Origin of the sequence: Campylobacter sp. US55 (assembly GCF_004378955.1) — a bacterium.
Classification (GTDB): Bacteria; Campylobacterota; Campylobacteria; order Campylobacterales; family Campylobacteraceae; genus Campylobacter_D; species Campylobacter_D jejuni.
Genome location: NZ_RYYF01000011.1, coordinates 34526 through 56666 on the forward strand (window position 1 = coordinate 34526; position 22141 = coordinate 56666).

24 protein-coding genes and 1 riboswitch are annotated in these 22141 nt (G+C 31.8%); of the genes, 9 read left to right on the top strand and 15 right to left on the bottom strand.

Going from position 1 to position 22141, the window contains the following annotated elements:
• The 3 genes from ELQ07_RS07555 to ELQ07_RS07565 are packed head-to-tail and all read left to right on the top strand — an operon-like array spanning position 1 to position 1992.
• A complete protein-coding gene (locus ELQ07_RS07555; protein ID WP_134224955.1) occupies positions 1 to 960 on the top strand; it encodes a clan AA aspartic protease in 960 nt (319 codons plus the stop codon).
• Positions 957 to 1484, top strand: coding sequence for a hypothetical protein (locus ELQ07_RS07560; protein ID WP_019109158.1), 528 nt, complete (start codon positions 957 to 959; stop codon positions 1482 to 1484). Before ELQ07_RS07555 ends, ELQ07_RS07560 begins: the two co-directional genes overlap by 4 nt.
• Positions 1474 to 1992 (top strand): hypothetical protein, encoded by a 519-nt coding sequence (locus ELQ07_RS07565; protein WP_002868197.1) that lies wholly within the window; start codon positions 1474 to 1476, stop codon positions 1990 to 1992. Before ELQ07_RS07560 ends, ELQ07_RS07565 begins: the two co-directional genes overlap by 11 nt.
• Here the strand turns inward: ELQ07_RS07565 and thiC are convergent.
• The 3 genes from thiC to rpe form a co-directional block, all read right to left on the bottom strand.
• Positions 1984 to 3276, bottom strand: coding sequence for a phosphomethylpyrimidine synthase ThiC (thiC, locus tag ELQ07_RS07570; protein ID WP_088303708.1), 1293 nt, complete (start codon positions 3274 to 3276; stop codon positions 1984 to 1986). The two genes, ELQ07_RS07565 and thiC, sit on opposite strands and share 9 nt — an antisense overlap.
• Before the next feature lie 56 nt (positions 3277 to 3332).
• Positions 3333 to 3437, bottom strand: a riboswitch (TPP riboswitch).
• 21 nt (positions 3438 to 3458) lie between these two features.
• A complete protein-coding gene (locus tag ELQ07_RS07575; RefSeq protein WP_002933070.1) occupies positions 3459 to 4220 on the bottom strand; it encodes a 3'-5' exonuclease in 762 nt (253 codons plus the stop codon).
• Positions 4217 to 4864 carry a ribulose-phosphate 3-epimerase gene (gene rpe / locus ELQ07_RS07580; protein WP_002859889.1) on the bottom strand — a complete coding sequence of 216 codons (648 nt, stop codon included), beginning with the start codon at positions 4862 to 4864 and terminating at the stop codon, positions 4217 to 4219. Before rpe ends, ELQ07_RS07575 begins: the two co-directional genes overlap by 4 nt.
• A 139-nt stretch (positions 4865 to 5003) precedes the next feature.
• On the opposite strand from rpe, the gene rpmB reads away from it, so the two are divergent.
• From rpmB to ELQ07_RS07595, 3 genes are all read left to right on the top strand, one after another.
• Entirely contained in the window at positions 5004 to 5198 is a 195-nt protein-coding gene (gene rpmB / locus ELQ07_RS07585; RefSeq protein ID WP_002854974.1) for a 50S ribosomal protein L28, read from the top strand.
• 184 nt (positions 5199 to 5382) lie between these two features.
• Positions 5383 to 5598, top strand: a complete 216-nt coding sequence (locus ELQ07_RS07590; protein WP_002855201.1) for a YdcH family protein — start codon at positions 5383 to 5385, stop codon at positions 5596 to 5598.
• 9 nt (positions 5599 to 5607) lie between these two features.
• Complete coding sequence (locus ELQ07_RS07595; protein WP_088303706.1) at positions 5608 to 6705, top strand: methyl-accepting chemotaxis protein; 1098 nt, start codon at positions 5608 to 5610, stop codon at positions 6703 to 6705.
• 31 nt (positions 6706 to 6736) lie between these two features.
• On the opposite strand, the gene ELQ07_RS07600 is transcribed toward ELQ07_RS07595, so the two are convergent.
• The 5 genes from ELQ07_RS07600 to acpP all read right to left on the bottom strand — a co-directional run bounded on the left by ELQ07_RS07600 (position 6737) and on the right by acpP (position 12035).
• A complete protein-coding gene (locus tag ELQ07_RS07600; RefSeq protein ID WP_134224956.1) occupies positions 6737 to 7333 on the bottom strand; it encodes an NUDIX domain-containing protein in 597 nt (198 codons plus the stop codon).
• Between the two features lie 82 nt (positions 7334 to 7415).
• On the bottom strand, positions 7416 to 9479 hold the full coding sequence (locus tag ELQ07_RS07605; protein WP_134224960.1) for a TonB-dependent receptor: 2064 nt from the start codon (positions 9477 to 9479) through the stop codon (positions 7416 to 7418).
• Between the two features lie 142 nt (positions 9480 to 9621).
• Positions 9622 to 10560 (bottom strand): acetyl-CoA carboxylase carboxyltransferase subunit alpha, encoded by a 939-nt coding sequence (locus ELQ07_RS07610; RefSeq protein ID WP_002854780.1) that lies wholly within the window; start codon positions 10558 to 10560, stop codon positions 9622 to 9624.
• Between the two features lies 1 nt (position 10561).
• Positions 10562 to 11776, bottom strand: a complete 1215-nt coding sequence (locus tag ELQ07_RS07615; RefSeq protein ID WP_002882383.1) for a beta-ketoacyl-ACP synthase II — start codon at positions 11774 to 11776, stop codon at positions 10562 to 10564.
• Positions 11777 to 11801: 25 nt separating this feature from the next.
• Entirely contained in the window at positions 11802 to 12035 is a 234-nt protein-coding gene (acpP, locus tag ELQ07_RS07620) for an acyl carrier protein (RefSeq protein WP_002854831.1), read from the bottom strand.
• A gap of 109 nt (positions 12036 to 12144) precedes the next feature.
• On the opposite strand from acpP, the gene tenA reads away from it, so the two are divergent.
• The gene (tenA, locus tag ELQ07_RS07625; RefSeq protein WP_088303704.1) at positions 12145 to 12813 is read left to right on the top strand and encodes a thiaminase II; all 669 of its coding nucleotides are present in this window, start codon (positions 12145 to 12147) and stop codon (positions 12811 to 12813) included.
• A gap of 23 nt (positions 12814 to 12836) precedes the next feature.
• Here the strand turns inward: tenA and sdhE are convergent, their stop codons facing one another.
• From sdhE to gpmI, 7 genes are all read right to left on the bottom strand, one after another.
• Complete coding sequence (gene sdhE / locus ELQ07_RS07630; protein WP_070316520.1) at positions 12837 to 13694, bottom strand: 8-methylmenaquinol:fumarate reductase membrane anchor subunit; 858 nt, start codon at positions 13692 to 13694, stop codon at positions 12837 to 12839.
• A 3-nt stretch (positions 13695 to 13697) separates the two neighbouring features.
• Positions 13698 to 14663: an 8-methylmenaquinol:fumarate reductase iron-sulfur subunit gene (gene sdhB, locus ELQ07_RS07635; protein WP_002854950.1), complete on the bottom strand. Its 966-nt coding sequence runs from the start codon at positions 14661 to 14663 to the stop codon at positions 13698 to 13700.
• Entirely contained in the window at positions 14660 to 16495 is a 1836-nt protein-coding gene (gene sdhA / locus ELQ07_RS07640) for an 8-methylmenaquinol:fumarate reductase flavoprotein subunit (protein ID WP_134224957.1), read from the bottom strand. Before sdhA ends, sdhB begins: the two co-directional genes overlap by 4 nt.
• A 336-nt stretch (positions 16496 to 16831) precedes the next feature.
• Positions 16832 to 17242 (bottom strand): pyridoxamine 5'-phosphate oxidase family protein, encoded by a 411-nt coding sequence (locus ELQ07_RS07645; protein ID WP_079263854.1) that lies wholly within the window; start codon positions 17240 to 17242, stop codon positions 16832 to 16834.
• A 6-nt stretch (positions 17243 to 17248) separates the two neighbouring features.
• On the bottom strand, positions 17249 to 17992 hold the full coding sequence (gene fabG, locus ELQ07_RS07650) for a 3-oxoacyl-ACP reductase FabG (protein WP_070316517.1): 744 nt from the start codon (positions 17990 to 17992) through the stop codon (positions 17249 to 17251).
• A complete protein-coding gene (locus ELQ07_RS08445) occupies positions 17982 to 18080 on the bottom strand; it encodes a hypothetical protein (protein WP_032603128.1) in 99 nt (32 codons plus the stop codon). Before ELQ07_RS08445 ends, fabG begins: the two co-directional genes overlap by 11 nt.
• Entirely contained in the window at positions 18064 to 19542 is a 1479-nt protein-coding gene (gpmI, locus tag ELQ07_RS07660) for a 2,3-bisphosphoglycerate-independent phosphoglycerate mutase (RefSeq protein ID WP_134224958.1), read from the bottom strand. The genes ELQ07_RS08445 and gpmI overlap by 17 nt, the downstream gene beginning before the upstream one ends.
• Before the next feature lie 79 nt (positions 19543 to 19621).
• Here gpmI and mraY point away from each other — a divergent pair, with 79 nt between their 5' ends.
• Positions 19622 to 20683, top strand: a complete 1062-nt coding sequence (gene mraY / locus ELQ07_RS07665; RefSeq protein WP_002881164.1) for a phospho-N-acetylmuramoyl-pentapeptide-transferase — start codon at positions 19622 to 19624, stop codon at positions 20681 to 20683.
• A complete protein-coding gene (gene murD, locus ELQ07_RS07670; RefSeq protein WP_134224959.1) occupies positions 20683 to 21891 on the top strand; it encodes a UDP-N-acetylmuramoyl-L-alanine--D-glutamate ligase in 1209 nt (402 codons plus the stop codon). The genes mraY and murD overlap by 1 nt, the downstream gene beginning before the upstream one ends.
• The last annotated feature ends 250 nt before the right edge of the window (positions 21892 to 22141 follow it).

The window sequence follows — 22141 nt, forward strand, 5'->3', positions numbered from 1 at the left end:
ATGTTATTTTTACTTAAAAAAATATTTCCACAACTTTTTATTAGTATTATTTTAGAAGATAAAAAAAATATTGTAAAAGCTTCTATTTATAGAGGAAATAAACTAATCAGTAGCAATGAAAAAACTTTTGATAAAAGCGAAAATTTATTAGAATACATAAAAAATTTAAGCAAGCATTTCTTATTTTACCACACTACTTTATTTTTGGATGCCAAAGAACAAGGATTAATACCTAGTACAAATATTCAAGATTGTGAGCACTTTAATATAGGAAAAATCAGCTTACAGCATATTTTGTTTAATAATGCCCTTGTTTATACGGCTACCGAACATGTGGAATATTATAGCGAGCTTTTTGAAGAATATAGAGGTTTAGATTTTTTATATTCCCCTTTTGCCCTTCTTTACTACAATATACAAAAAGAAAAACAGCCTGATGATCAAATTTTACTTTATGGATTTAAACAAGGACATCTTTTGGCAATTATTGTTGCTAAAGGCAATACTATTTTATACGGTGATTTTAAAATATTTGAGCAAGAATTAGGTTTAGAGCTTGAACTTCCATCAGAAGATAATCAAGAAATTGAAAACAACAACGATGATACTGAAGTTACCTTAGATAACTTCAATGAAGCCTTAAATAATAAATTTGACCTACTTGATCAAGAAAATAATCTTGAAACTTTGGATAATAATGATAATTTTAATCTTGATGAATTAAATCAATTTAGCAACGATATGGAACTTTGTCGTTATATTATTACGAGCATTGAAAAATTTTACAATGATGATAAATATGCTGGGGTATTTATCAATGGTATTTTATTATATAGCGAATCAGATATTAACATAAGTGCTATTGATTTTTTAGAAAGTGAAACTTTTTTAGAGATAAAAACGAAACAAATCAACACCTTAGATCTTATGATAGAGTTGATGCGAAAGGAGCTTAAATGACTTATAGCTTCATACAGCCAAGAAAAAAACCTATTTTCACACTCTTTGATAAAATTTGGCTAGGACTTTTTGGTTTTAGTATATTATTTATCTTGCTAGTATATTTTACATATACAATAAAAATTGCATTAATCAATAGCTCTATCGATGATGAAAAACAACAAGTTATAGTGCTTCAAAATCAAACTAAGCAAAATGAAATGCTTTATGAAATTTTATTTGATCAAAGCCAAATAGCGAAAAATTTTAACACTCAAAATCAAATTGTTAAAGAAAGCTTAAGAAATCTATTTGATATTATTGTAAAAACTGATAATATTACTCTTGAAAGTGTTGAACAAGACGAATATTCCTTAAAACTTATCGGAGTCACTCCTACAAGAGAAATGTTTACTCTACTTTTAGAAACCCCTTTAAAAAGCATCTTTGATCAAAGCTATACAACCTATTATCGCTTAGATAATGGGTGGTATCGTTTTGTTAGTATTAGTAAACAAATTCCAGGAGTTACAGATGAAAGATAAAAGCCTAGAAGAAATTGATTTATTAAAGCTTATCATTTGCGCGTTAAGTTTTATAAGCGTTTGCACAGCCTTGATCTTATTTTTACTTTTGCCGACATTAAAAAATTACAAACAAGCAAATCTTAGAGAAAACTCACAACTTGCCATCTTAAAAGCCGCTAAATCAAAATTTGACTTTAGTGAAGATAAAATATCAACCCTAAGAAGCGAAAACAACAAAAGTTTAGAGCAATTTGAGCAAAATTTTAATATAGGAAATTTTGATATTTTTTTACAAAAATATTTTCAAAATGTAAAAATTCAAGAAACTAAGCCCGAAAAACAAGAAAAATATCTAAAAAACCGCTTAGCCATTAAAGCGACAATGAACAATCCTAGAAGGCTTTATGATTTTATTGATGCTCTAAAAAACTATAATAACTTAATCAAGCTTGATTATCCGCTTAATCTTAAAGCAGGAGAGCAAGGCATCTCTATAGATCTTACTCTCAAAGTTTATTCAAGCTAAACTCACATCTTCACCTTTTAAAATTTGATTCATAGTATTCATTGCACACATTTTTCCACACATGGAACATGAGTTTAAATCATCAGGGCGACGCTCATTAAACATTTTTTTAGCCTTTTCTCCATCAATAGCAAGCTTAAACATTTTCTCCCAATCTATCTCTTGTCTAGCCTTACTCATCTCATCATCCCTTGCTCTTTCTTTTGGAAGTTTGGCTATATCTCCTGCATGAGCTGCAATTTTAGTCGCAACTATACCCTCTCTAACATCTTCTAAATTTGGAAGTCTTAAGTGTTCAGCAGGTGTTACATAGCACAGCATATCAGCACCGCTAGCTGCAGCCACAGCTCCTCCAATAGCACCACTAATATGATCATACCCTGCGCCAATATCTGTTACCAAAGGTCCTAAGACATAAAAAGGCGCTCCTTTGCATAAACGCTTTTCTAATTGCATATTTGCCTCTATTTCATTAATAGCCATATGCCCTGGACCTTCTATCATTACTTGAACCCCAACATCCCAAGCCCTTTGGGTAAGAAGCGATAATTCTATAAGCTCTGAAATTTGCGCCCCATCACTTGCATCGTGAGTAGAGCCAGGACGCAAAGCATCGCCCAAAGATAAAGTTACATCGTATTTTAAACAAATGTCAAGCAAATCATCATAATACTCAAAAAAAGGATTTTCGGCATCTTTCATCATCATCCAAGCATAAAGCACAGAGCCTCCTCTTGAAACTATATTTGTAAGTCTTTTACTTTGTTTAAAAATATGCGCTGCGCGAGAATTAATACCTGCATGAATTGTCATAAAATCAACCCCACTTTTAGCATGATGATATACAACATCTAAAAAGTCTTTAGCACCAATTTGTTTTAAATCTTTTTCTAAAAATCCTACCGCATCATATACAGGAACTGTTCCTATCATAGCTTTTGAAACATTAACAAGCTCGTCTCTAAAACGACTTGTTTTGCCATAATTGCTTAAGTCCATAATCGCTTCTATGTCAAATTTATGAGCGAGCTCTACTTTTTTCATTTCCTCGCTATAATCAACGCAATCATTTGAAACTCCTAAATTTACATTAACCTTAGTACGCAGTCCAAAACCTATACCATTTGGATCAAGACTTTTATGATTAATATTTGCAGGGATAATAATTTTACCGCAAGCAATATTTTCAAGCAAAAAATCTTTACTTAAATTTTCTTTTTGTGCAACAATCTGCATTTCTTTAGTAAAAACACCTTGTTTGGCATAATTCATTTGAGTTTTCATAAATTTATCCTTTAAAAAATTTGGATAAATGAAGGGTGAGTATAAATTTTTAAAGTATTGAAATTTATAAATCTTCCCGACGCTGGCATTATCCAGATCCGGTTCGGTCTAAGCTTTTAGCTTACTCTCAGCCTGTTACACAAGCTCCCGTCATTTATGTTTTAATTATACACTTTAAATATTTATTTTTGCTTTATGCGTGCAGTCTTTGTAAAATTTATAAGTTCTTCTGTAGTTTTTATATGATAAGGAAGTTTTCCAAGGCAATATTTAAAAATTTCAGCAGCTGCTAAAGCATCATCTAAGGCCCTATGATGCGTATTTTCCACGCCCAGAAATTCTTTCAAAACCTCTAGTTTATATTTTGGACTTTCTATACAACATTGTGCAAATTCTATAGTGCAAATACGACGATTAAGCAAAATGCCAAAACCACACTCATTTAAAGCCTTAGAAATAAAACTATAATCAAAACGCACATTATGCGCTACAAAAATACTGTCTTTTAAAAAAAGCCTAAAATCACTTAAAACCTTTGCTAAACTTGGAGCATTTTCCACCATCTCATAAGTAATACCCGTAAGTTCGGTTATATTTTCTGGAATTTCTTTTACTTTAACAAAACTTTGAAAGCGTCCAATTTCTTTAGAATTTTGAATTTTTACTGCTCCAATTTCTAAAATTTCCCCCTTACTTACACCGCCAGTACTTTCTATATCTACTATGCAAAAAATTTCATCTTTAATTTTTGTTGTGCGTGTTTTAAGGGTAAAAATATTATCTTTATTCAAAGTTAAACCCAAACCCAAAAGCTCAAAAGTTTCCAAATCTAAATCAAAATTTTTTAATTCTTCAACTTTGGCAAACTCTTGCATCACCCAATCATAAGGCTTGCTTTGCTTATTTAATATAGAAATAATCTGATCAATTTGCTGTAAACTCAAAATTCAAGCTTTAAAGATGAAATTGCAGTTTTATAATCATTAGAAGAAAAAATATAACTTCCAGCCACCAAAATATCAGCTCCGGATTCTTCTAAATCGCTAGCATTTAAACCATTAACACCACCATCAACCTCTATAAAAACTTTAGCATTTTTTTTATCAATCATTTGGCGCAATTCTTTGATTTTTTCATGCACCAAAGGTAAAAATTTTTGTCCACCAAATCCAGGATTAACACTCATTAAAAGTACCATATCTACAAATTCTAGCATGTGTTTAATAGAATCAATAGGAGTGTGCGGATTTAAAACAATAGCAGGATGGATTCCTTGACTTCTTATATATTCACAAAGTCTTATAGGATGAACTTCGCTTTCCATATGAAAAGAAATGAATTTTGGTTTCAAAGGGATAAAAAGATCTATAAATTTACTTACATCTTTAACCATCAAATGCACATCTAATGGCAACTTACTAATAGTTGAAATTTTTTCGATCACGCAAGGTCCAAAAGTCAAATTTGGAACAAAGTGTCCATCCATTACATCAATATGTAAAAGATCTGCACCTGCAGCTTCAATAGCTTTAACTTCTTCTTCTAATTTCAAAAAATTTGCAGACAATAAACTTGGAGCTACATACATGATCAAAACCTTAAAGTATATATAAATGTGATAAATAATATTTTATCGACTTATATATTAAAAAAACTATAAATTATGGAATATTTTAAGCTTAATTTTGATAAAATCTCCATTTAAAAATTTTCATAAGGACAAGAAAATGGCAAGAGTATGTCAAATCACAGGCAAGGGTCCAATGGTGGGTAATAATGTCAGCCATGCTAACAATAAAACAAAAAGACGCTTTTTACCTAATCTCAGAACAGTTCGTGTAACTTTAGAAGATGGCACCACGAGAAAAATGAGAATTGCAGCTTCTACTCTAAGAACTCTAAAAAAACAAAATTCTAAATAATTTTGAGGATTTATTCCTCAATTTTAAAATTTCCAATTTAAAAATAAACTTTAATAAATCACTTATATAACACACATTTAAAAATTATTATTAATTTTATTATTTTTTAAGCCAAAAATATCTTTTAATAGTGTAAAATACCTTGTTAAATGAATTTTAAATTTCACTAATACAAGGAGAGTTTATGCTACATGAATATAGAGAATTAATGTCAGAGCTAAAAGGTAAAGATGCTCATTTTGATAAACTATTTGATCGTCATAATGAACTTGATGACATGATTAAAGATGCAGAAGAAGGTAGAACTTCTCTTAGCAGCATGGAAATTTCAACCTTAAAAAAAGAAAAGCTTCATGTAAAAGATGAACTTAGCCAATATCTAGCAAATTATAAAAAATAAGGCAAAACAATGTTTGGAAGTAAAATAAACCATTCTGATCTTCAAAAACTTGAAGAAGAAAATAAAAATCTTGCACATAAAATTGAAAAATTTCAATCGGAAAATTTAGAATTAAAAAATAAAATTACATCATTAGAACAAGAGGCTTTAGAGTCTAAACTTAAAACAGATCTTTTAAATGTTTTATTAACCGGAGTTTTAAAAAATATTACTATTGTTCAAGGCGATATGCTAGAAAATGTAAATAAGGCAGAAGTTATCTCTAGCTATTCTAAAACTTCTCTTGCTGAAATGGATGAACTTAACCATATTGCTAATTCTATCAATGCTTCCTTAGGAGATATTACAGAATCAGCCAATAAAACAAGAGATGCTGCAGGAACCTTACATAGAAGTGTAGATGAAATTACTAATGTAATCAATCTAATTAAAGATGTTTCCGATCAAACCAATCTTTTAGCTCTTAACGCTGCTATAGAAGCTGCACGCGCAGGTGAACATGGACGTGGTTTTGCTGTTGTTGCTGATGAAGTAAGAAAACTAGCTGAAAAAACACAAAAAGCAACCACAGAAGTTGAAATGAATATCAACCTTCTAAAGCAAAATGCGAATGAAATGTATACTCAAAGTGAGCAAGTTGAAAAAATTTCCATAGATTCTAATGCTCATATTATGAGTTTTTCCGAAAAATTTACTCACTTAGTAAATGAAGCGCATTCTACTAATTCAAATGCAGTTGGTATCGCTTCAGAAGCTTTCGTATCTTTAGCAAAACTAGATCATATAGCTTTTAAATTAAATGGTTATAAAGAAATTTTTTCCAAATCAGGAAAGCAATTAGCTGATCACACATCTTGTCGCTTAGGAAAATGGCTTGCTAGCACAGGAAAAGAAAGATTTGGGCAAAATAAAAGCTTCTTAAAAATTAACGAGCCACATGAAAAAGTTCATGAAAATATGAATAATGCCATAACAATAGCAAATACAGAAGATATTAGCAAAGATATTACTCAACACAGCATAATTAATAAATGTAAAGTTGCCGAAAATGCATCGCTTGATCTTTTCAATGTATTTAAAGAAATGCTTGATGAGTCAGTTCATTAAAATCCTAGGTTGGACCTTTTTAAGGTTTAACCTAAATAATCTTTAATTTTCCCCTCTTTTCCTTTAAAAACCACATATAAGCAAAATCAAGCAAAGGCGTTCTTATCATATTTTTACATTTTTTTTCAAAATCCTGCACCTTAACATAAACAGCTTCAATCTCTTCATCATCAACTCCACCTCCAGAAGAAATTTTATCTTTTTCATCAACTTCTGCGAAATAAAAACTTTGCTTGCTTACACCTGAACCAAACCCTGTATAAAAATCTCCTATTTTTTCTAAATTTTTAGGAGCATATCCTAGTTCTTCTATACATTCTTCTTTTGCTATTTCCTCTAAAGATAATTTTTTATCTACAAGTCCTGAACAAAGCTCTATAGTATAGCCCATATTATCATCTTTTACATAATCTTTATCATGCATTTGATGATACCAAAGTGGTATGCGAAATTGGCGTACAAAAATAAAACTTTCTAATTCTTTATGATACAAAAGCACTGAAATACTATCTTTAGATTCTATAAAATCCCAAGTACAAAACTTACCATTACTTTCATAAGCAAATCTCTTAGGCTTAATATAATTTGATTTTTCAAAAGAAAGTTCTTTTAAATTTTTAAATGCCATAATAAAACCTTTTATTTATTTTTCACATTGTACTTTATTTTTGCTTTTTTGAAAATATAAAGGTGATTAAAGCCTTAAAAAATTAAAATTCATATTTATAACTCAACCAAAAACTCCTTCCTTCTGTATAGTCTTGATAACGATTTGCATATCCAGCAGGATTAGCCCCATCCCATTTAGTAACTTGAGGATCAAAGAAATTTTTATCAAAAAGATTTTGTACTACAAAACTTAAGCTAGATTGCTTATTGATTTTATAATTTATCCCTAAATCTACTATATAAAAAGGCTTATATTTTTGCCATGGCAAACTACCATTACCGCCACCTTTTGCTTTGGCTATAGTATCAAGTCTTGCTCGTGTTTTTATATAGGAGCTAAATTTACCTCGCTCATAGTTTAATTTTAACATTGCTATATGCCTTGGTAAATTCTCTATTCTATCACCACCAAACCAATTTTTTTGACCATCTTTGTAGCGATTATCCATAAAAGTATAACTTGAATTTAGGCTAAAGCCATTGTAAGTTTTGGTATTAAATGCAAATTCTATACCTTTAGTCTGTGTTTTTCCAAGATTAATAGGACGCGTACAAACAGTGCCATTGCTACAATTAATACCATTTTGCATACCTGTTAAATCTTCACTACTGATTTGATTTGTAAAATCAGTAATAAATCCTGTGATAGAATAATGTGCAAAATCAAATATCCTAAAATCAACACCCAATTCATAATTTATACTTTCTTCTGGTTTTAAGTCAGGGTTTCCAAAATAAGCATTACCATTGGCATAATTATAATATCCATTTGTCAACTCCTTAGCAGCAGGAGTTTTATAGCCTTTTGAAACACCTCCTTTAAAGACTATATTATCATTTAAGTGATAAACCAAATAAACCCTAGGCGTAAATTCAGAATCAAACAAATCGCTATAAATATAACGCAAACCTGTAGTAAAAATCAAATCATCTGTTATAAAATACTCATTTTCCCCATAAAGCGCAACCGTGGTTTGATCAAGATTTTTACCTCTTATTTGACTACCTGCGCTTGCTTGATCATTTTTTAACATCTCATAATCAATCCTTGCACCAAAGGTATTTACTAAATTACCGTACTGACCTAAATTCCAAGGTAAAACAACCTTACCTTCTCCTACCCAAATTTGGCTATGCAGCTCCTTATCCTTAGTGCTACCATATTGTAAATATGAGTTAGTTGAACCAAAATCATAGTTACCATCATGATTTAAAACAATATTATCCTTAAAAAGTTGTCTTTCACTTTTAATAGCCCTACTACTTGTAGAATTCACTGAAATTTCATTAATATATCGTTCTATATCAAAATATATATTATTTTTATCATTTACTGTCCAATTAAGCCTAGAACCAAAACCTAAACTAGTAAAAGCACCTGGACTATGACTAGCAATTTGATAATTATCAGGTCTTTGTTGACTACTATTCCAAACTGGTGTAGGCCATTTTAAATCAGAAGTTGCCTTATCATAATACTTCAACCTTGCAGAAATTGATAATGTATCTTCAATCAAAGGAGTTGCCACATAAGCATTAAATCCCCCAGCATTGCCATAGTGATTAGAGTGCTGTTGTAAAAGAGTGTTAAATTCTATATTTGCCTCAGTCTTATCAGGATTTTTCTTAGTGATAATATTTATCACACCACCTACAGCATCACTGCCATAAAGTGTAGAAGCTGGACCACGTATAACCTCAATACGCTCTATCATAGACAAAGGTGGTAGATATCCTGACTCACTGCCACTAAAACCATTATCATAAAACCCATTTGCAACACTTTGACGTTTTCCATCAATTAAAACTAGAGTATAAGAACTACCAAAACCTCGTATGCTAAAATCATAAGTGCCTGTTTTATTCATAGTCACATCTACACCTGGAATATCTCCTATAGCTTCCCCTATATCCTTAATTGGTTTTTTTTCAAGCTCTTCTTTTGCAATGATAGAAATACTAGCAGGCGCATCAACCAAATCTTGTTCAAAACCACTAGCACTAACCACAACATCATTAAGTTGATATTTTTCTTCTGCTTTTAACAAAGCTCCAGATAAAATTAAAAAACACAGTAAACTTTTTTTAAATTTTATATTTTTAATTTGAGTCAAATTAATTCCTTTAAAAATAATTATTTTGATATTTAAAATCATTTTTGAAGTATAAAAAAAGAATACTTTTAATTAACTTAATTTTGATAACAATTATAAATAATAAAATTATTTAAAAAAGCGAAGTAAAAGCCTAAGCCTCTTGATAGGCTCCAAGCTTTAAAATTTTCTGCATACGATTTGCAGAAAGTTCTCGTACATCAATATTTTCAAGTTCATTTAGAGATTTTTTTACATAATCAGCAATAGCTACTGCTGCAGCTTCTTTATTACGATGTGCACCATTTGTAGGCTCATCTATAACATCATCAATTAAACCTTGAGATTTTAAATCATCAGCGGTTACCTTCATAGCCTTGGTTGCAGCTTCACTTTTTGCAGGATCATTCCAAAGTATTGCAGCACAACCTTCAGGAGAAATTACTGAAAAAACAGAATTTTTCATCATTGCAAGTCTATCTGCAACCCCTATAGCTAACGCCCCGCCACTACCACCTTCTCCGATAACTATAGCAATGGTCGGTATTTTCAAATCACTTAATTCATATAAATTTCTAGCGATAGCTTCACTTTGCCCTCTTTCTTCAGCACCTATTCCAGGATAAGCACCTGGAGTATCTATTAAAAATAAAATAGGAATTTGAAATTTCTCTGCAAGTCTTGCTACTCTTAAGGCTTTACGATATCCTTCAGGATGTGGCATCCCAAAATTTCTAGCGATTTTATCTTTTGTTCCACGTCCTTTTTGCTCACCAATTACAATTATTTTTTTCTCTCCTAAATAACCCATAAAACAAACAATAGCAGGATCATCTCTAAAGGCACGATCACCATGTATTTCGTGAGCGTCATTTAAAATAAGTTCAATATAGTCAAGAGCATAAGGGCGATCTGGATGACGCGCTAATTGCAAACGTTGAAAATCGCTTAAATTCTTATAAGTTTTAGAAATTTCTTTTTCAAGATTTTTCTTTAAAATCGATACAGCTTCAGTATCTCCTTTAATCTGAGCATTGATAATGTCCTCATCAATTTGCTGAATATTTTTTTCAAAATCTAAATAAGAAGCCATATTAATCTACTTTTTTAAATACAACACAGCCATTTGTGCCACCAAAACCAAAAGAATTACTCATCACCACTTTTAAATCTACTTTTCTTGATATATTTGGAACATAATCAAGATCACATTCATCATCTTTTACAAGCTGATTGATTGTAGGTGGAACCACCCCATCTCTTAAAGCCATAACACTAACAACCGCTTCAATTGCACCTGCAGCACCCAAGCAATGGCCTGTTTGTCCCTTGGTGGAACTTATAAGCGGGATATTATTGCCAAAAAGCTCTTTAATTGCTGCTGTTTCATTTTTGTCATTTACAGGGGTTGAAGTTCCATGTGCATTGATATAATCTACCTTTGGATTCCCTGCCATATTTAAAGCTTTTTTCATAGCTCTTAAAGGCCCATCTAAAGTTGGTGAAGTAATATGATGCGCATCTGCACTTTCTCCAAATCCAATTAATTCAGCATAAATTGTAGCACCGCGTTTTTTAGCCTCTTCATATTCCTCAAAAACTAAAGCTCCAGCACCTTCTCCCATGACAAAACCATCTCTTTCTTTGTCAAATGGTCTTGAAGCATGCTGTGGATCTTCATTTCTAGTTGATAAAGCTTTCATTGAAGCAAAACCACCTATACCCACAGGACAAATCGCAGCTTCTGCACCTATGACTAACATCTTTTTAGCATTTCCCAAAGCTATACTTTTATAAGCTTCTCCTATAGCATGAGTTCCTGCTGCACAAGCTGTAACACAAGAAATATTTGGCCCTTTAAGTCCATGCTCTATAGAAATCAAACCTCCTAACATATTTACAAGTGCTGAAGGTATGAAAAAAGGGGAAATTTTACGCGGACCTCGCTCGGAACAAATAATGGAATTTTTTTCTATGTTAGGCAAACCTCCGATACCAGCAGCCGAAACAATGCCAAATTCTTCTTTGTCTAATTCTTCACTAAATCCAGCATCCTGCATTGCTTCTCTTGCTGCTTTAATTCCAAGTTGTATGAAACGGTCAATTTTTTTTACTTCTTTGCCATCAACAACCTCTAATGGATCAAAATTTTTAACTTCAGCTGCAATTTGAACAGGAAAGTCTGTGGCATCAAAAAGAGTAATTTTATTTACTCCGCTTTCTCCATTGCAAATTGCTTTAAATGAACTTTCTTTATCTAAACCAAGGGCATTGATCATACCAATACCTGTAACTACAACTCTTTTCAAGAATAAGCTCCTTGCAAGAAAAAAATTATTTTTTTAGATTGTCAATATAATTTACAACATCTTCAATTTTAATTAATTTTTCAGCATCACTATCTGGAATTTCTACTTCAAATTTTTCTTCTAAAGCCATAATAAGCTCTACAACATCTAAAGAATCAGCACCTAAATCTTCAATAATTTTTGATTCCATTTTAACTGCATCTGCATCAATACTTAATTGCTCTACTACTACTGCTTTTACATCATCAAATGTTGCCATTTGTTCTCCTTCAAAAAATTAAAATAAAGCGTATTTTACTATAAAAAGCTTAAAATATTTATAGTTTTTCATTATACTTGAAAATAAAATATTAAAACATAAAGGAAAAATGATGCTTTTCTCTAATTTAATCAAAGAAAATCAAAAAATTTGGAATGCTTATCTACATCATGATTTTGTTAAAAAATTGGAAGATAAAAGCCTAAAGCAAGAAAATTTTCTTTTTTATCTCAAGCAAGATTATATTTATTTGCTTAATTACGCAAAATGTTATGCAAGATTAGCACTTAACTCAAATACCGCAAAAGAACTTCGTTTTGCTATGAAATTTCAAAATTATATAGTTGAAGGAGAAATGGAGCTTCATCGTGCAATTTTATCTCTTGGCATTAATGCAGATGAACTCGATGCAAAAGATGAAAGTTTAGTCAATATAGCCTATTCGCGTTATATGTTAAGCGTAGGTGAAAATGGAGATTTTTTAGATATGTTAGTTGCTCTTAGTGCTTGCGCTATAGGCTATGCAAAAATAGGTGCTGAAATTATAAATCGTTTAAAAAATGAAAATTTAAAAGATCATCCTTACAAGGAATGGATTTTGACCTATGGAAGTGAAAATTTTCAAAATGAAGCTAAAGAATTTGAAGATTTTGTTAATTCTTATACTTCAAGTGTTAGTGCACAAAAATTCCAAAAACTCAGCGAAATTTTTCATACTGTAACACGCTTAGAAGTGACTTTTTGGGAGCATTCTTTAAGAATGGAATTAAATCTTTAAACATGGGCTTTTTGCCCATGTTTTTATGCAATTTTACTTGCATCAATAATATTATAATCCAAACCAACCATTTCTTTAGAAAGTCCTAATGCAAGTCCTACTAATTGTGATAAATGAATAATAGGCAATCTTGCTTTAGAATTAGTATAATCTTGAAATCTTTCTTGATAGATATCAAGCTGCATTTGACAAAGTGGACAAGGTGTTACAACACAATCAGCTTGATTTTCACTTGCATTATTGACAATTTGACTAGACATTTTTTTCACAGATTTTTCTGCAGGATAAGAAGCATGAAAACCACAACAATCAAGGCGTTTTTCAAAAAGAACTATTTTAGCCCCTAAAACTTCTACTACACTTTCAAAACTTTTTGGATTGGTTGAACTTTCTTTTTTACCGAAAGTATCTTCAGGTCTTAAACTATGGCAACCATAAAATAAAGCTACTTTTAAATTTGAAAGCGGCTTTTTCACCTTGCTTTTTAAATTATCCAAATCCTCATAAAGCTCCCACAAAAGACTTGTAATAGGCGTTGAACCTTGATATTTCATTCCACCTTGTGCTAAAAAAGTATTGATGCGTTCTTTTGCACCCTTATCAAGAGTATTTTTTGCTTTAGTTAAAGTTAGCATACAAGTACTACAAGTTGCAAGCATTGGCATTTTCATCTCTTCCGCTAAAGCAATATTTCTTGCATTAGCTACCAAAGTCGCAATAGGATCAACACACTGTGCTTGAGAAGCCCCACAACAACTCCACCCCTTAATTTCATTCAACTTCCAACCCAAAATAGGTGCAATAGCTTCAAGTGAAATTTTAGATTCTTTTGCAGCTTGAGATAAAACACAACCTGGAAAAAAAGCGTATTCTTTTTGCATATTTTACTCCTTAACAGCAGCTTCTTGTGCCGCCTTTATCATTTTAACCAAATCTTTATGCCCTTCTATTTCATCCTCGCCAAAAACATGCATAGGATTCATTTTTCCTGCACGCATAAGTTTAAAAGCTATATCTGTTTTACCCATAGAACCTATAACACCCTCAGAACGCAAAGCAAGATAAATTTCATTCAAGCGTCCTGAACCTTCAACTAAATCTTTATAAAAAGCTTCAGCATGATCAGGCCCTAAGCCTTCATTTAAACCTTTTTTAATCGCCATCACTCTTAAATTTGCTATATCACTTACTGAACTTATACCCTTTGGACAACGATCAGCGCACTCTTGACAATGAACACAAAGCCAAAGTCCATTCATTACGCTGGGTTTTACATGCAGCATAGGATCCTTACCTCGAGAGTCCGCCGCTGCACGCCAAGCATGAGTAAAAACAAAAGGTTGCATATAATCGCTACTATCTGCTTCTAATTTATTACACTCTGAAGCACAGCTACCACATAAAATACAATCCCATTGCTTGCTAATACGATCAAATTCTTCTTGACTTTGTTTACAGCCCTTTTCCGCTGAAAATTCATTTTTTGCCACCATAGCAGGACGAATTTTTCTTAAATTTTCTATAGAAGGCTCCCAATCCACAATTAAATCAGAAATTACTCTAAAATTTCCAAGCGGAGAAATGCGTATACTTGAAGGATTATCATATTCTTTTAACAAATCTTGCATTTTAGTATCGCAAGCAAGATAAGAATGCCCATTCACACGAACTGCACAAGCCCCACAAATTGCAGATTGACAAGAGGCGGTAAAATTTAAAGTAATATCTTTTGTTTTTTTGATAAAAAGCAAAAGAGAGAGCAGAGTTTTTCCTTGTATATCCTTATCATCAATATCATAACTTTGTTCATATTTTTCCTTGCCATTAAAACGATCTATGATAATTTTCATTGTACTCTCCTTCCATCAAGTGAAAACTCAGTTACCACGACATCTTTATAACTAAGTTTTAATTCATCATTTTCTAAATTTACAATGCTATGTTTTAAGAAATTTTTATCATCTCGCTTTGGATAATCTTCTCTAGTATGAGCCCCACGACTTTCAAGTCTATTTCTAGCTGCTAAACAAGCACAGCGAGAAAGTAAAATCAAATTACCAAGCTCTACATAATCTGTAAAAGCAGTATTCATCACTTCATTAGGATTTGGAATACAAATTTTTTCATATCTTGCTTGTATATCTTCTAAATTTTTTGCTAGAAGATCGAGTTTTTCTTGGGTTCTAAAAATCCCCATATTATCCCAATTTTGACTTCCTAGCTCTTCTCGCAATTCATACATTTCTTGACCATTTCCGCCATTATTTGTAATTTCTTTAAATCTAGCCTGCCATTTTTGAGCAAGTTCATGAGTTTTTGCTCCTTTTCCAAAACTTGCATCTTTAGCATAATTTGTCGCACCAATGCCTGCCAAATGCCCTGTTACAACTGCATCGGCTAAAGAATTTCCCCCTAGTCTATTAGCTCCATGTATAGAAATACAAGAAGCTTCTCCACCTACATAAATTCCAGCAATTTTAGTACTCATATCTTCAAATTTAGCCACTTCAATTCCACCCATAGAATAATGCGCCGTTGGACGGATAGGTACAGGAGTATCTACTAAATCAATATTTTCAAAAAGCATTGCAGTGTGACGAATTTTTGGTAAATCTTTTAAAATTTTTTCTTTTCCTAAGTGGCGTACATCGCACAAAACATAAGCTCCAAGTCCCTCACCATAACCTCTACCTTCGCGAATTTCTGTTTCTATAGCACGCGCAACTACATCTCGCGGTGCAAGCTCCATTTTTTCATGGTAATTTTTCATAAAACGCTCACCACGATTATTTAAAAGATATCCCCCTTCACCGCGCGCCGCTTCTGTAATAAGAGTTCCGCTATTTGCAACTCCTGTTGGGTGAAATTGTATCATCTCAGGATCTTCAAAACCAAGTCCTGCTCTAAGAGCAGCTGCCACGCCATCTCCTGTGGCAATAAAAGGAGTTGAAGTTCTATTATAAAATATCCTTGTATATCCCCCTGTAGCAATCACCAAAGCTTTGCATAATACAGGATAAATTCCACCGCTTTGTATATCTCTTAAAACGACACCCTCGCATTTTCCATCCACAACACCTATATCCAAAAGTTCATGATCCATTAAAAATTTCACACCACTACTAATAGCATCATCTAAACAAGAATGCATTAAAATATGACCTGTTTTATCTGCAGAATAGTTACAGCGTTTCTTAGAAGCTCCTCCCATTAAACGCTGAGCTACTCCACCTTGCTCATTTCTTGAAAACAAGGTTCCTATAAAATCCATATTAAAAATAGCCTTTCCAGCTAATTCGCAAAATTTTAAAGCCGCGTCTTGATCTACCAAATAAGCTCCGCCTTTAATAGTATCATAAGCATGTAATTTATAGGAATCTCCATTAGAAAAATCAGTAACTCCATTAATTCCACCCTCTGCCATACAAGTTGCGTTACGCGATGGCATCATCTTTGTAGCTACCACAACGCTTAATTTTGGATTTTCTTTTCTCACTGCGGCTGCAGCACGCAAACCTGCTCCACCTGATCCAATTACCAAAACATCACAAGAAGGTAAATTTGTATCTTTATCCATCTTAGATGAATCATCTAAGGCATAAACTCCACTTGAACTTGCAGCTAAAGCTCCTACACTAATACAGGCTGTTTTTATAAAATCTCTTCTAGAAAATTCACCCATATCATTCTCCTTATTTAAAAAATTAATAATAATTTTTAATGTAAGTCAATCTTACATAACCGCATGCCAAAAATCCAAAAACAAACTCTCTTTTCAATATAAAATGAATTAAAAACAAATTTATAATTTAATAAATATAAAAAAGCATAAGATAAGCAATCAAAGAAGATAGATGAATATAATAAAATAAATATTAAAAAATTTTTGCAATATATCATAATCTATTCCTTGCAAATTAAATGGAATGATTATATCTTAAAAAAATAACAAAAAGTTAATATTAATTAAGATATTATTTATCTTAATTAATATATAGTTAATAAAATTATCAAATCATTAAGCCTTAAAAAGCTTAAATTCTCCATTCATAAATTGCATTCTAGCGCTTAAATGATCAAGATAAAAAACTTCAAATTTTGGATTTTGTGGAGTTTCATAAAGATTTACAAGATAAGGGTATTTTTCAAACATCATTTTTTTAACTTCTAAATTTGGTTCAAAAACCGCATTAGCTCTAAGTCTTAAAAAAGTCCCATCTTTTGCACAAGAACAAAATTCAATACCATTATAATTTTTTATATGTTTAAAAAGTCCCTTTGTGTTTGCTGTGCAAAAATAAATTTTATCTCCCATAAGCAATGGACTTTGTATAGGACGCACTCTAGGATTTCCACAAGTTCCTAAAGTGGCTAAAAATGCCGGTGCATTATCATCTAAAAATTGTGCTATTTCTTTTAAATCCATCATTTTTCCTTACATATATAAACCACCATTGATCTTAAGCACATCACCTGTCACATAAGAGGCATAATCACTAAGTAAAAACGCTACACAATTAGCCACTTCTTCAGGTTCTGCAAAGCGTTTTAAAGGGATATTATCTTGATAAACTTGTTTGATTTCATCGCTTAAAACTTCAGTCATATCGCTTTTTATAAAACCTGGAGTTACACAGTTAAAGCGTAAATTTCTACTTGCTCCTTCTTTAGCAAAAGATTTAGTCATAGCTATCATTCCACCTTTGCTAGCAGAATAATTTACTTGTCCAGCATTACCCATTTCTCCGACAATAGAAGCGATATTCACAACAGCACCAAAGCGTTTTTTACTCATGGTTTTTAAAGCTTCTCTACAACCTAAAAAAGCTGAGCTTAAATTCGTATCCACAACGCCACTAAAGTCCTCTAATTTCATTCTTAAAGCAAGTTTATCATTTGTAACGCCTGCGTTATTTACAAGATAACTTAACTCTCCATCGCTCTCCACTATGGTTTTTACACCATTTTCAAACTCATCTTCTTTGCTTGCATCAAATTTAATCACAGCAGCAACGCCACCACTTGCAATAATTTCATCTTTTAAAGCATCTGCGAGTTCAGGTTTTGAACGATAATTAATCCAAACTTTAAGTCCAAAACCCGCTAAAGTTTTTGCGATAGAAGCACCTATTCCCTTACTTGCTCCGGTAATTAAAACATTTTTTCCGCTAAATTTCATTATCTATCCTTAATAAGTTTAATTTTAAAAATTGCAATCTTAACAAATTTCTTATAAAAAAGGCAAACAAACTAAAACAAAGCCTCATTCATTTCTTTTGGAATTTCTAAGTCTAAAATTTTAAGCACACTTGCAGCGATATTGCTAAGCCCCATATTATCTTTAATCTTTGAAACTCCCTTTGCTTGCACAAAAACAAAAACATCAAAAGTGGTATGATTGGTAAGCAAATTTCCTTTTTCATCTTGCATAGCTTCGCAATTTCCATGATCACTTGTAATGATAAAAGCATAATCATGCTTTTTTGCACATTCTACAATCTCGCCCAAACAAGTATCCACCGCTTCAACAGCCTTTATAGTAGCATTAAAATCACCTGTATGTCCAACCATATCTCCATTTGCAAAATTTACCACTATAAAATCCTCACCCTTTTCTATACCTTTTTTCACTGCATCACACACTTCAAAAGCACTCATTTGGGGTTTTTCATCATAAGTTTTTACCTTGGGGCTTGGGATTAAAACCCTTGTTTCATTTTCTAAAAGCTCTTCTTTTCCGCCATTAAAAAAGAAAGTTACATGGGCATATTTTTCGGTTTCTGCGGTATGAAGCTGACTAAGCCCTGCTTTAGAAATCACTTGCGCTAAAGTATTTTCAATTTTTTCTTTTTCAAAAAGCACAGGGAGTTTAAATTTATCATCATAAACACTCATAGTAAGTAAATTTTCAAAGATTTTTTCGCGTTCAAACTCTTTAAAATCCTTAGAATTTAACACTTCAACAAGTTGTTTCATTCTATCATTTCTAAAGTTGATAAAGATAATGCCATCTTCTTCTCTCATGCCCTTGTAATTCTCATTTTGAGCTGCTTTGATAAATTCATCAGTAACATTTTCATCGTAAGATTTTTGTAGGTATTCTAATAAATTTGGCACTTTATAAGCCTTACCTAACAAGCACTCATAATACTCTTTTACCCTATCCCAACGCTTATCTCTATCCATAGCATAAAAACGCCCACAAATCGTAGCAAAATGCACGCCTAAGTTTTCACAAAATTCTTTTAAATCTTTTATGAAATTTAAGCCACTTTTTGGACTTACATCGCGCCCATCAGTGATTGCATGAGCAAAAACTTCATTGCCATTTTTCGCACAAATTTCAAGCATGGCTTTAAAATGCGTATCCATAGAATGCACCCCGCCATCGCTATAAAGCCCTATAATATGCACTCTTTTACATTTTGCTAAAAGTTTTTGTAAATTCTCATTTTTTTCAAGTTCTTTGTTTTCAATGGCTTTATTAATACGCACTAAATTTTGATAAATAATACGCCCACTTCCTATACACATATGCCCTACTTCACTATTTCCCATCTGCCGTTCTGGCAAACCTACAGCTAAACCACTCGTTTTTAGTAAAGAATTTGGGACTTCCTTAAAAAGCTTTTCATAACTTGGTTTTTTAGCTGCTTCAAAAGCATTAAACTTACTATTCTTATTATACCCTATTCCATCTGTAATAATTAAAACGCATTTTTGCTTCATTTTTCTCTCTTTTATAAGAATTTTTTTGGTTAGATTTTACTAAAATTAAACTTTTAAAAACCAAAAAGAAGGCTAGGTTTTGTATTATCTTTCAGATTTAAGTCATTATGCTTTTTTTACTTATATTAGTGTGCGTGCAGGATTTGCTTTTTTTATCGCTTTATGTTTGTCTTTATTTTTAATGCCTAAATTTATTACTTGGGCAAAAGCTAAAAATGCTAGTCAACCTATTTACGAATATGCCCCAGAAACTCATAAAACCAAATGCCATACTCCAACCATGGGTGGGCTTATTTTCATCAGTTCTGCAGTAATCGCAAGTTTATTTTGTATCAAATTTGATAATATTTTTGCTATAAGTGCTTTGCTTTGTTTGATACTTTTTTGTTTGATAGGACTCGTAGATGATTTAGGCAAAGTTCTAAAAAAAGATAATCATTCAGGACTTAGCCCAAAAATGAAGCTTTTAGCGCAAATCATCGCAGGACTTATTTGTATCTTACCTTTATATTTTAGTTCAGAACTTAGCACAGAACTTTTTATACCTTTTTACAAACATCCTCTTTTTGATATGGAAATTTTTGCCATTGCTTTTTGGATTTTGGTTTTAATTTCTAGCTCTAATGCTGTAAATTTAACCGATGGACTTGATGGCTTAGCTACAGTTCCAAGTATTTTTTCTTTATCTACTTTAGGGATATTCTTATATTTGAGCGGGAATTTAAATTATAGTGAATATTTACTTTTGCCAAAAATTCAAGGACTTGGTGAAGTAGTGATTATTTGTGCTGCATTAATCGGTGCTTTAATGGGATTTTTATGGTATAACTGTTATCCTGCACAGGTTTTTATGGGGGATAGTGGAAGTTTAGCTTTAGGTGGATTCATAGGATTTTTAGCTATCATTAGCAAAAATGAAATTTTACTTTTACTCATAGGTTTTGTTTTTGTTCTTGAAACTGTTTCTGTAATTTTACAAGTTGGAAGTTTTAAAATTTTTAATAAAAGAGTATTTAAAATGGCACCTATTCATCATCATTTTGAAAAAGTTGGCTGGGTAGAAAATAAAATTATAGTGCGTTTTTGGATGATAGCCCTACTTTCAAATTTACTTGCACTTGCATCAATAAAGCTAAGATAATGAAAATTTCACTTTTTGGATATGGAAAAACCACACGCGCTATTGCTGAAAATTTGGTAGATAAATTTGGGTCTTTTGATATCTATGATGATCATTTTATAGAAACAAAAAAAGATACACTAGGAAATTTACTTTTAAATCCTAATGATTTTGATGATAATTTAAGCGATATTGAAATTCCTAGTCCAGGTTTTCCACCAAAGCACAAACTCATTCAAAAAGCAAAAAATTTACAAAGTGAATATGACTTTTTTTATGATATCATGCCAAAATCCGTTTGGATAAGCGGAACCAATGGCAAAACCACTACCACTCAAATGGCTACACATTTATTATCACACATTGGTGCTGTTATGGGTGGAAATGTTGGAACTCCTTTAGTAGAGCTTAATCCTTATGCAAAACTTTGGATACTTGAAACTTCATCTTTTACCCTACACTACACTCATAAAGCTAAACCTGAAATTTATGCACTTTTACCTATAAGTCCTGATCATCTTTCTTGGCATGAAAGTTTTGATAATTATGTTCAAGATAAGCTAAGCGTTTTAAAAAGAATGAATGAATGTGATGTAGTAATACTGCCTAAAATTTATGCAAATACTCCAACAAAAGCTCATAAAATAAGCTATGAAGATGAAAAAGATCTATCTGTTAAATTTGGCATTGATACGGAAAAAATTTCCTTTAAAAATCCTTTTTTACTCGATGCTATCATGGCTTTAGCTATAGAAAAAATTCTACTTGATACTTTAAGCTATGAGCTTTTAAATAGCTTTGTAATGGAAAAAAATAAACTCGAAGAGCTTAAAGACAGTCAAAATAGGCTTTGGGTAAATGACACTAAAGCTACAAATGAAAGTGCTGTAATGGCTGCACTTAGTCGCTATAAAGATAAAAAAATCCATCTTATCATAGGGGGAGATGATAAGGGTGTAGATCTTAGCAATTTATTTGATTTTATGAAAGGATTTGATATAGAACTCTATGCTATAGGTATTAGTACTGAAAAAATGCTTGATTATGCAAAAAAAGCGAATTTGAAAGCCTATAAATGTGAAGTTTTATCTAAAGCTGTAAATGAAATTTCAAATCACTTAAGAGTCAATGAAGTAGCTCTTTTAAGTCCCGCTTGTGCAAGTTTAGATCAGTTCAACTCTTACGCAGAGCGTGGAAAAGTCTTTAAGGAATGTGTGAATAAAATTTAATTTATTTTACTTTTCATACAAATATATTAAACCTTCCAAACCCCTAAAAACACCCTATTCTCTAATATAACCCTAAGCACACAGTAAATCTTTATTTTACACTATTCCAAACACCATCTAAAACAACAATAAAAATAAACATAGGATTTATATATAAAGTAAGTAATGAAGATATTTAACAAGTCCGCAATGAGCTACTTTCCCCCTGCCAGTAAGGCGTAGTATCATCACCCACGATGTGCTTAGCTTC

Bases quoted from the DNA above. Each gene is read 5' to 3' on its own strand.
- ELQ07_RS07555 (WP_134224955.1), top strand. From the start codon at position 1: ATGTTATTTTTACTTAAAAAAATATTTCCACAACTTTTTATTAGTATT.
- ELQ07_RS07560 (WP_019109158.1), top strand. From the start codon at position 957: ATGACTTATAGCTTCATACAGCCAAGAAAAAAACCTATTTTCACACTC.
- ELQ07_RS07565 (WP_002868197.1), top strand. From the start codon at position 1,474: ATGAAAGATAAAAGCCTAGAAGAAATTGATTTATTAAAGCTTATCATT.
- thiC (WP_088303708.1), bottom strand. From the start codon at position 3,276: ATGAAAACTCAAATGAATTATGCCAAACAAGGTGTTTTTACTAAAGAA.
- rpe (WP_002859889.1), bottom strand. From the start codon at position 4,864: ATGTATGTAGCTCCAAGTTTATTGTCTGCAAATTTTTTGAAATTAGAA.
- rpmB (WP_002854974.1), top strand. From the start codon at position 5,004: ATGGCAAGAGTATGTCAAATCACAGGCAAGGGTCCAATGGTGGGTAAT.
- ELQ07_RS07590 (WP_002855201.1), top strand. From the start codon at position 5,383: ATGCTACATGAATATAGAGAATTAATGTCAGAGCTAAAAGGTAAAGAT.
- ELQ07_RS07595 (WP_088303706.1), top strand. From the start codon at position 5,608: ATGTTTGGAAGTAAAATAAACCATTCTGATCTTCAAAAACTTGAAGAA.
- ELQ07_RS07600 (WP_134224956.1), bottom strand. From the start codon at position 7,333: ATGGCATTTAAAAATTTAAAAGAACTTTCTTTTGAAAAATCAAATTAT.
- ELQ07_RS07610 (WP_002854780.1), bottom strand. From the start codon at position 10,560: ATGGCTTCTTATTTAGATTTTGAAAAAAATATTCAGCAAATTGATGAG.
- acpP (WP_002854831.1), bottom strand. From the start codon at position 12,035: ATGGCAACATTTGATGATGTAAAAGCAGTAGTAGTAGAGCAATTAAGT.
- tenA (WP_088303704.1), top strand. From the start codon at position 12,145: ATGATGCTTTTCTCTAATTTAATCAAAGAAAATCAAAAAATTTGGAAT.
- sdhE (WP_070316520.1), bottom strand. From the start codon at position 13,694: ATGCAAAAAGAATACGCTTTTTTTCCAGGTTGTGTTTTATCTCAAGCT.
- sdhB (WP_002854950.1), bottom strand. From the start codon at position 14,663: ATGAAAATTATCATAGATCGTTTTAATGGCAAGGAAAAATATGAACAA.
- sdhA (WP_134224957.1), bottom strand. From the start codon at position 16,495: ATGGGTGAATTTTCTAGAAGAGATTTTATAAAAACAGCCTGTATTAGT.
- ELQ07_RS07645 (WP_079263854.1), bottom strand. From the start codon at position 17,242: ATGATGGATTTAAAAGAAATAGCACAATTTTTAGATGATAATGCACCG.
- fabG (WP_070316517.1), bottom strand. From the start codon at position 17,992: ATGAAATTTAGCGGAAAAAATGTTTTAATTACCGGAGCAAGTAAGGGA.
- ELQ07_RS08445 (WP_032603128.1), bottom strand. From the start codon at position 18,080: ATGAGGCTTTGTTTTAGTTTGTTTGCCTTTTTTATAAGAAATTTGTTA.
- gpmI (WP_134224958.1), bottom strand. From the start codon at position 19,542: ATGAAGCAAAAATGCGTTTTAATTATTACAGATGGAATAGGGTATAAT.
- murD (WP_134224959.1), top strand. From the start codon at position 20,683: ATGAAAATTTCACTTTTTGGATATGGAAAAACCACACGCGCTATTGCT.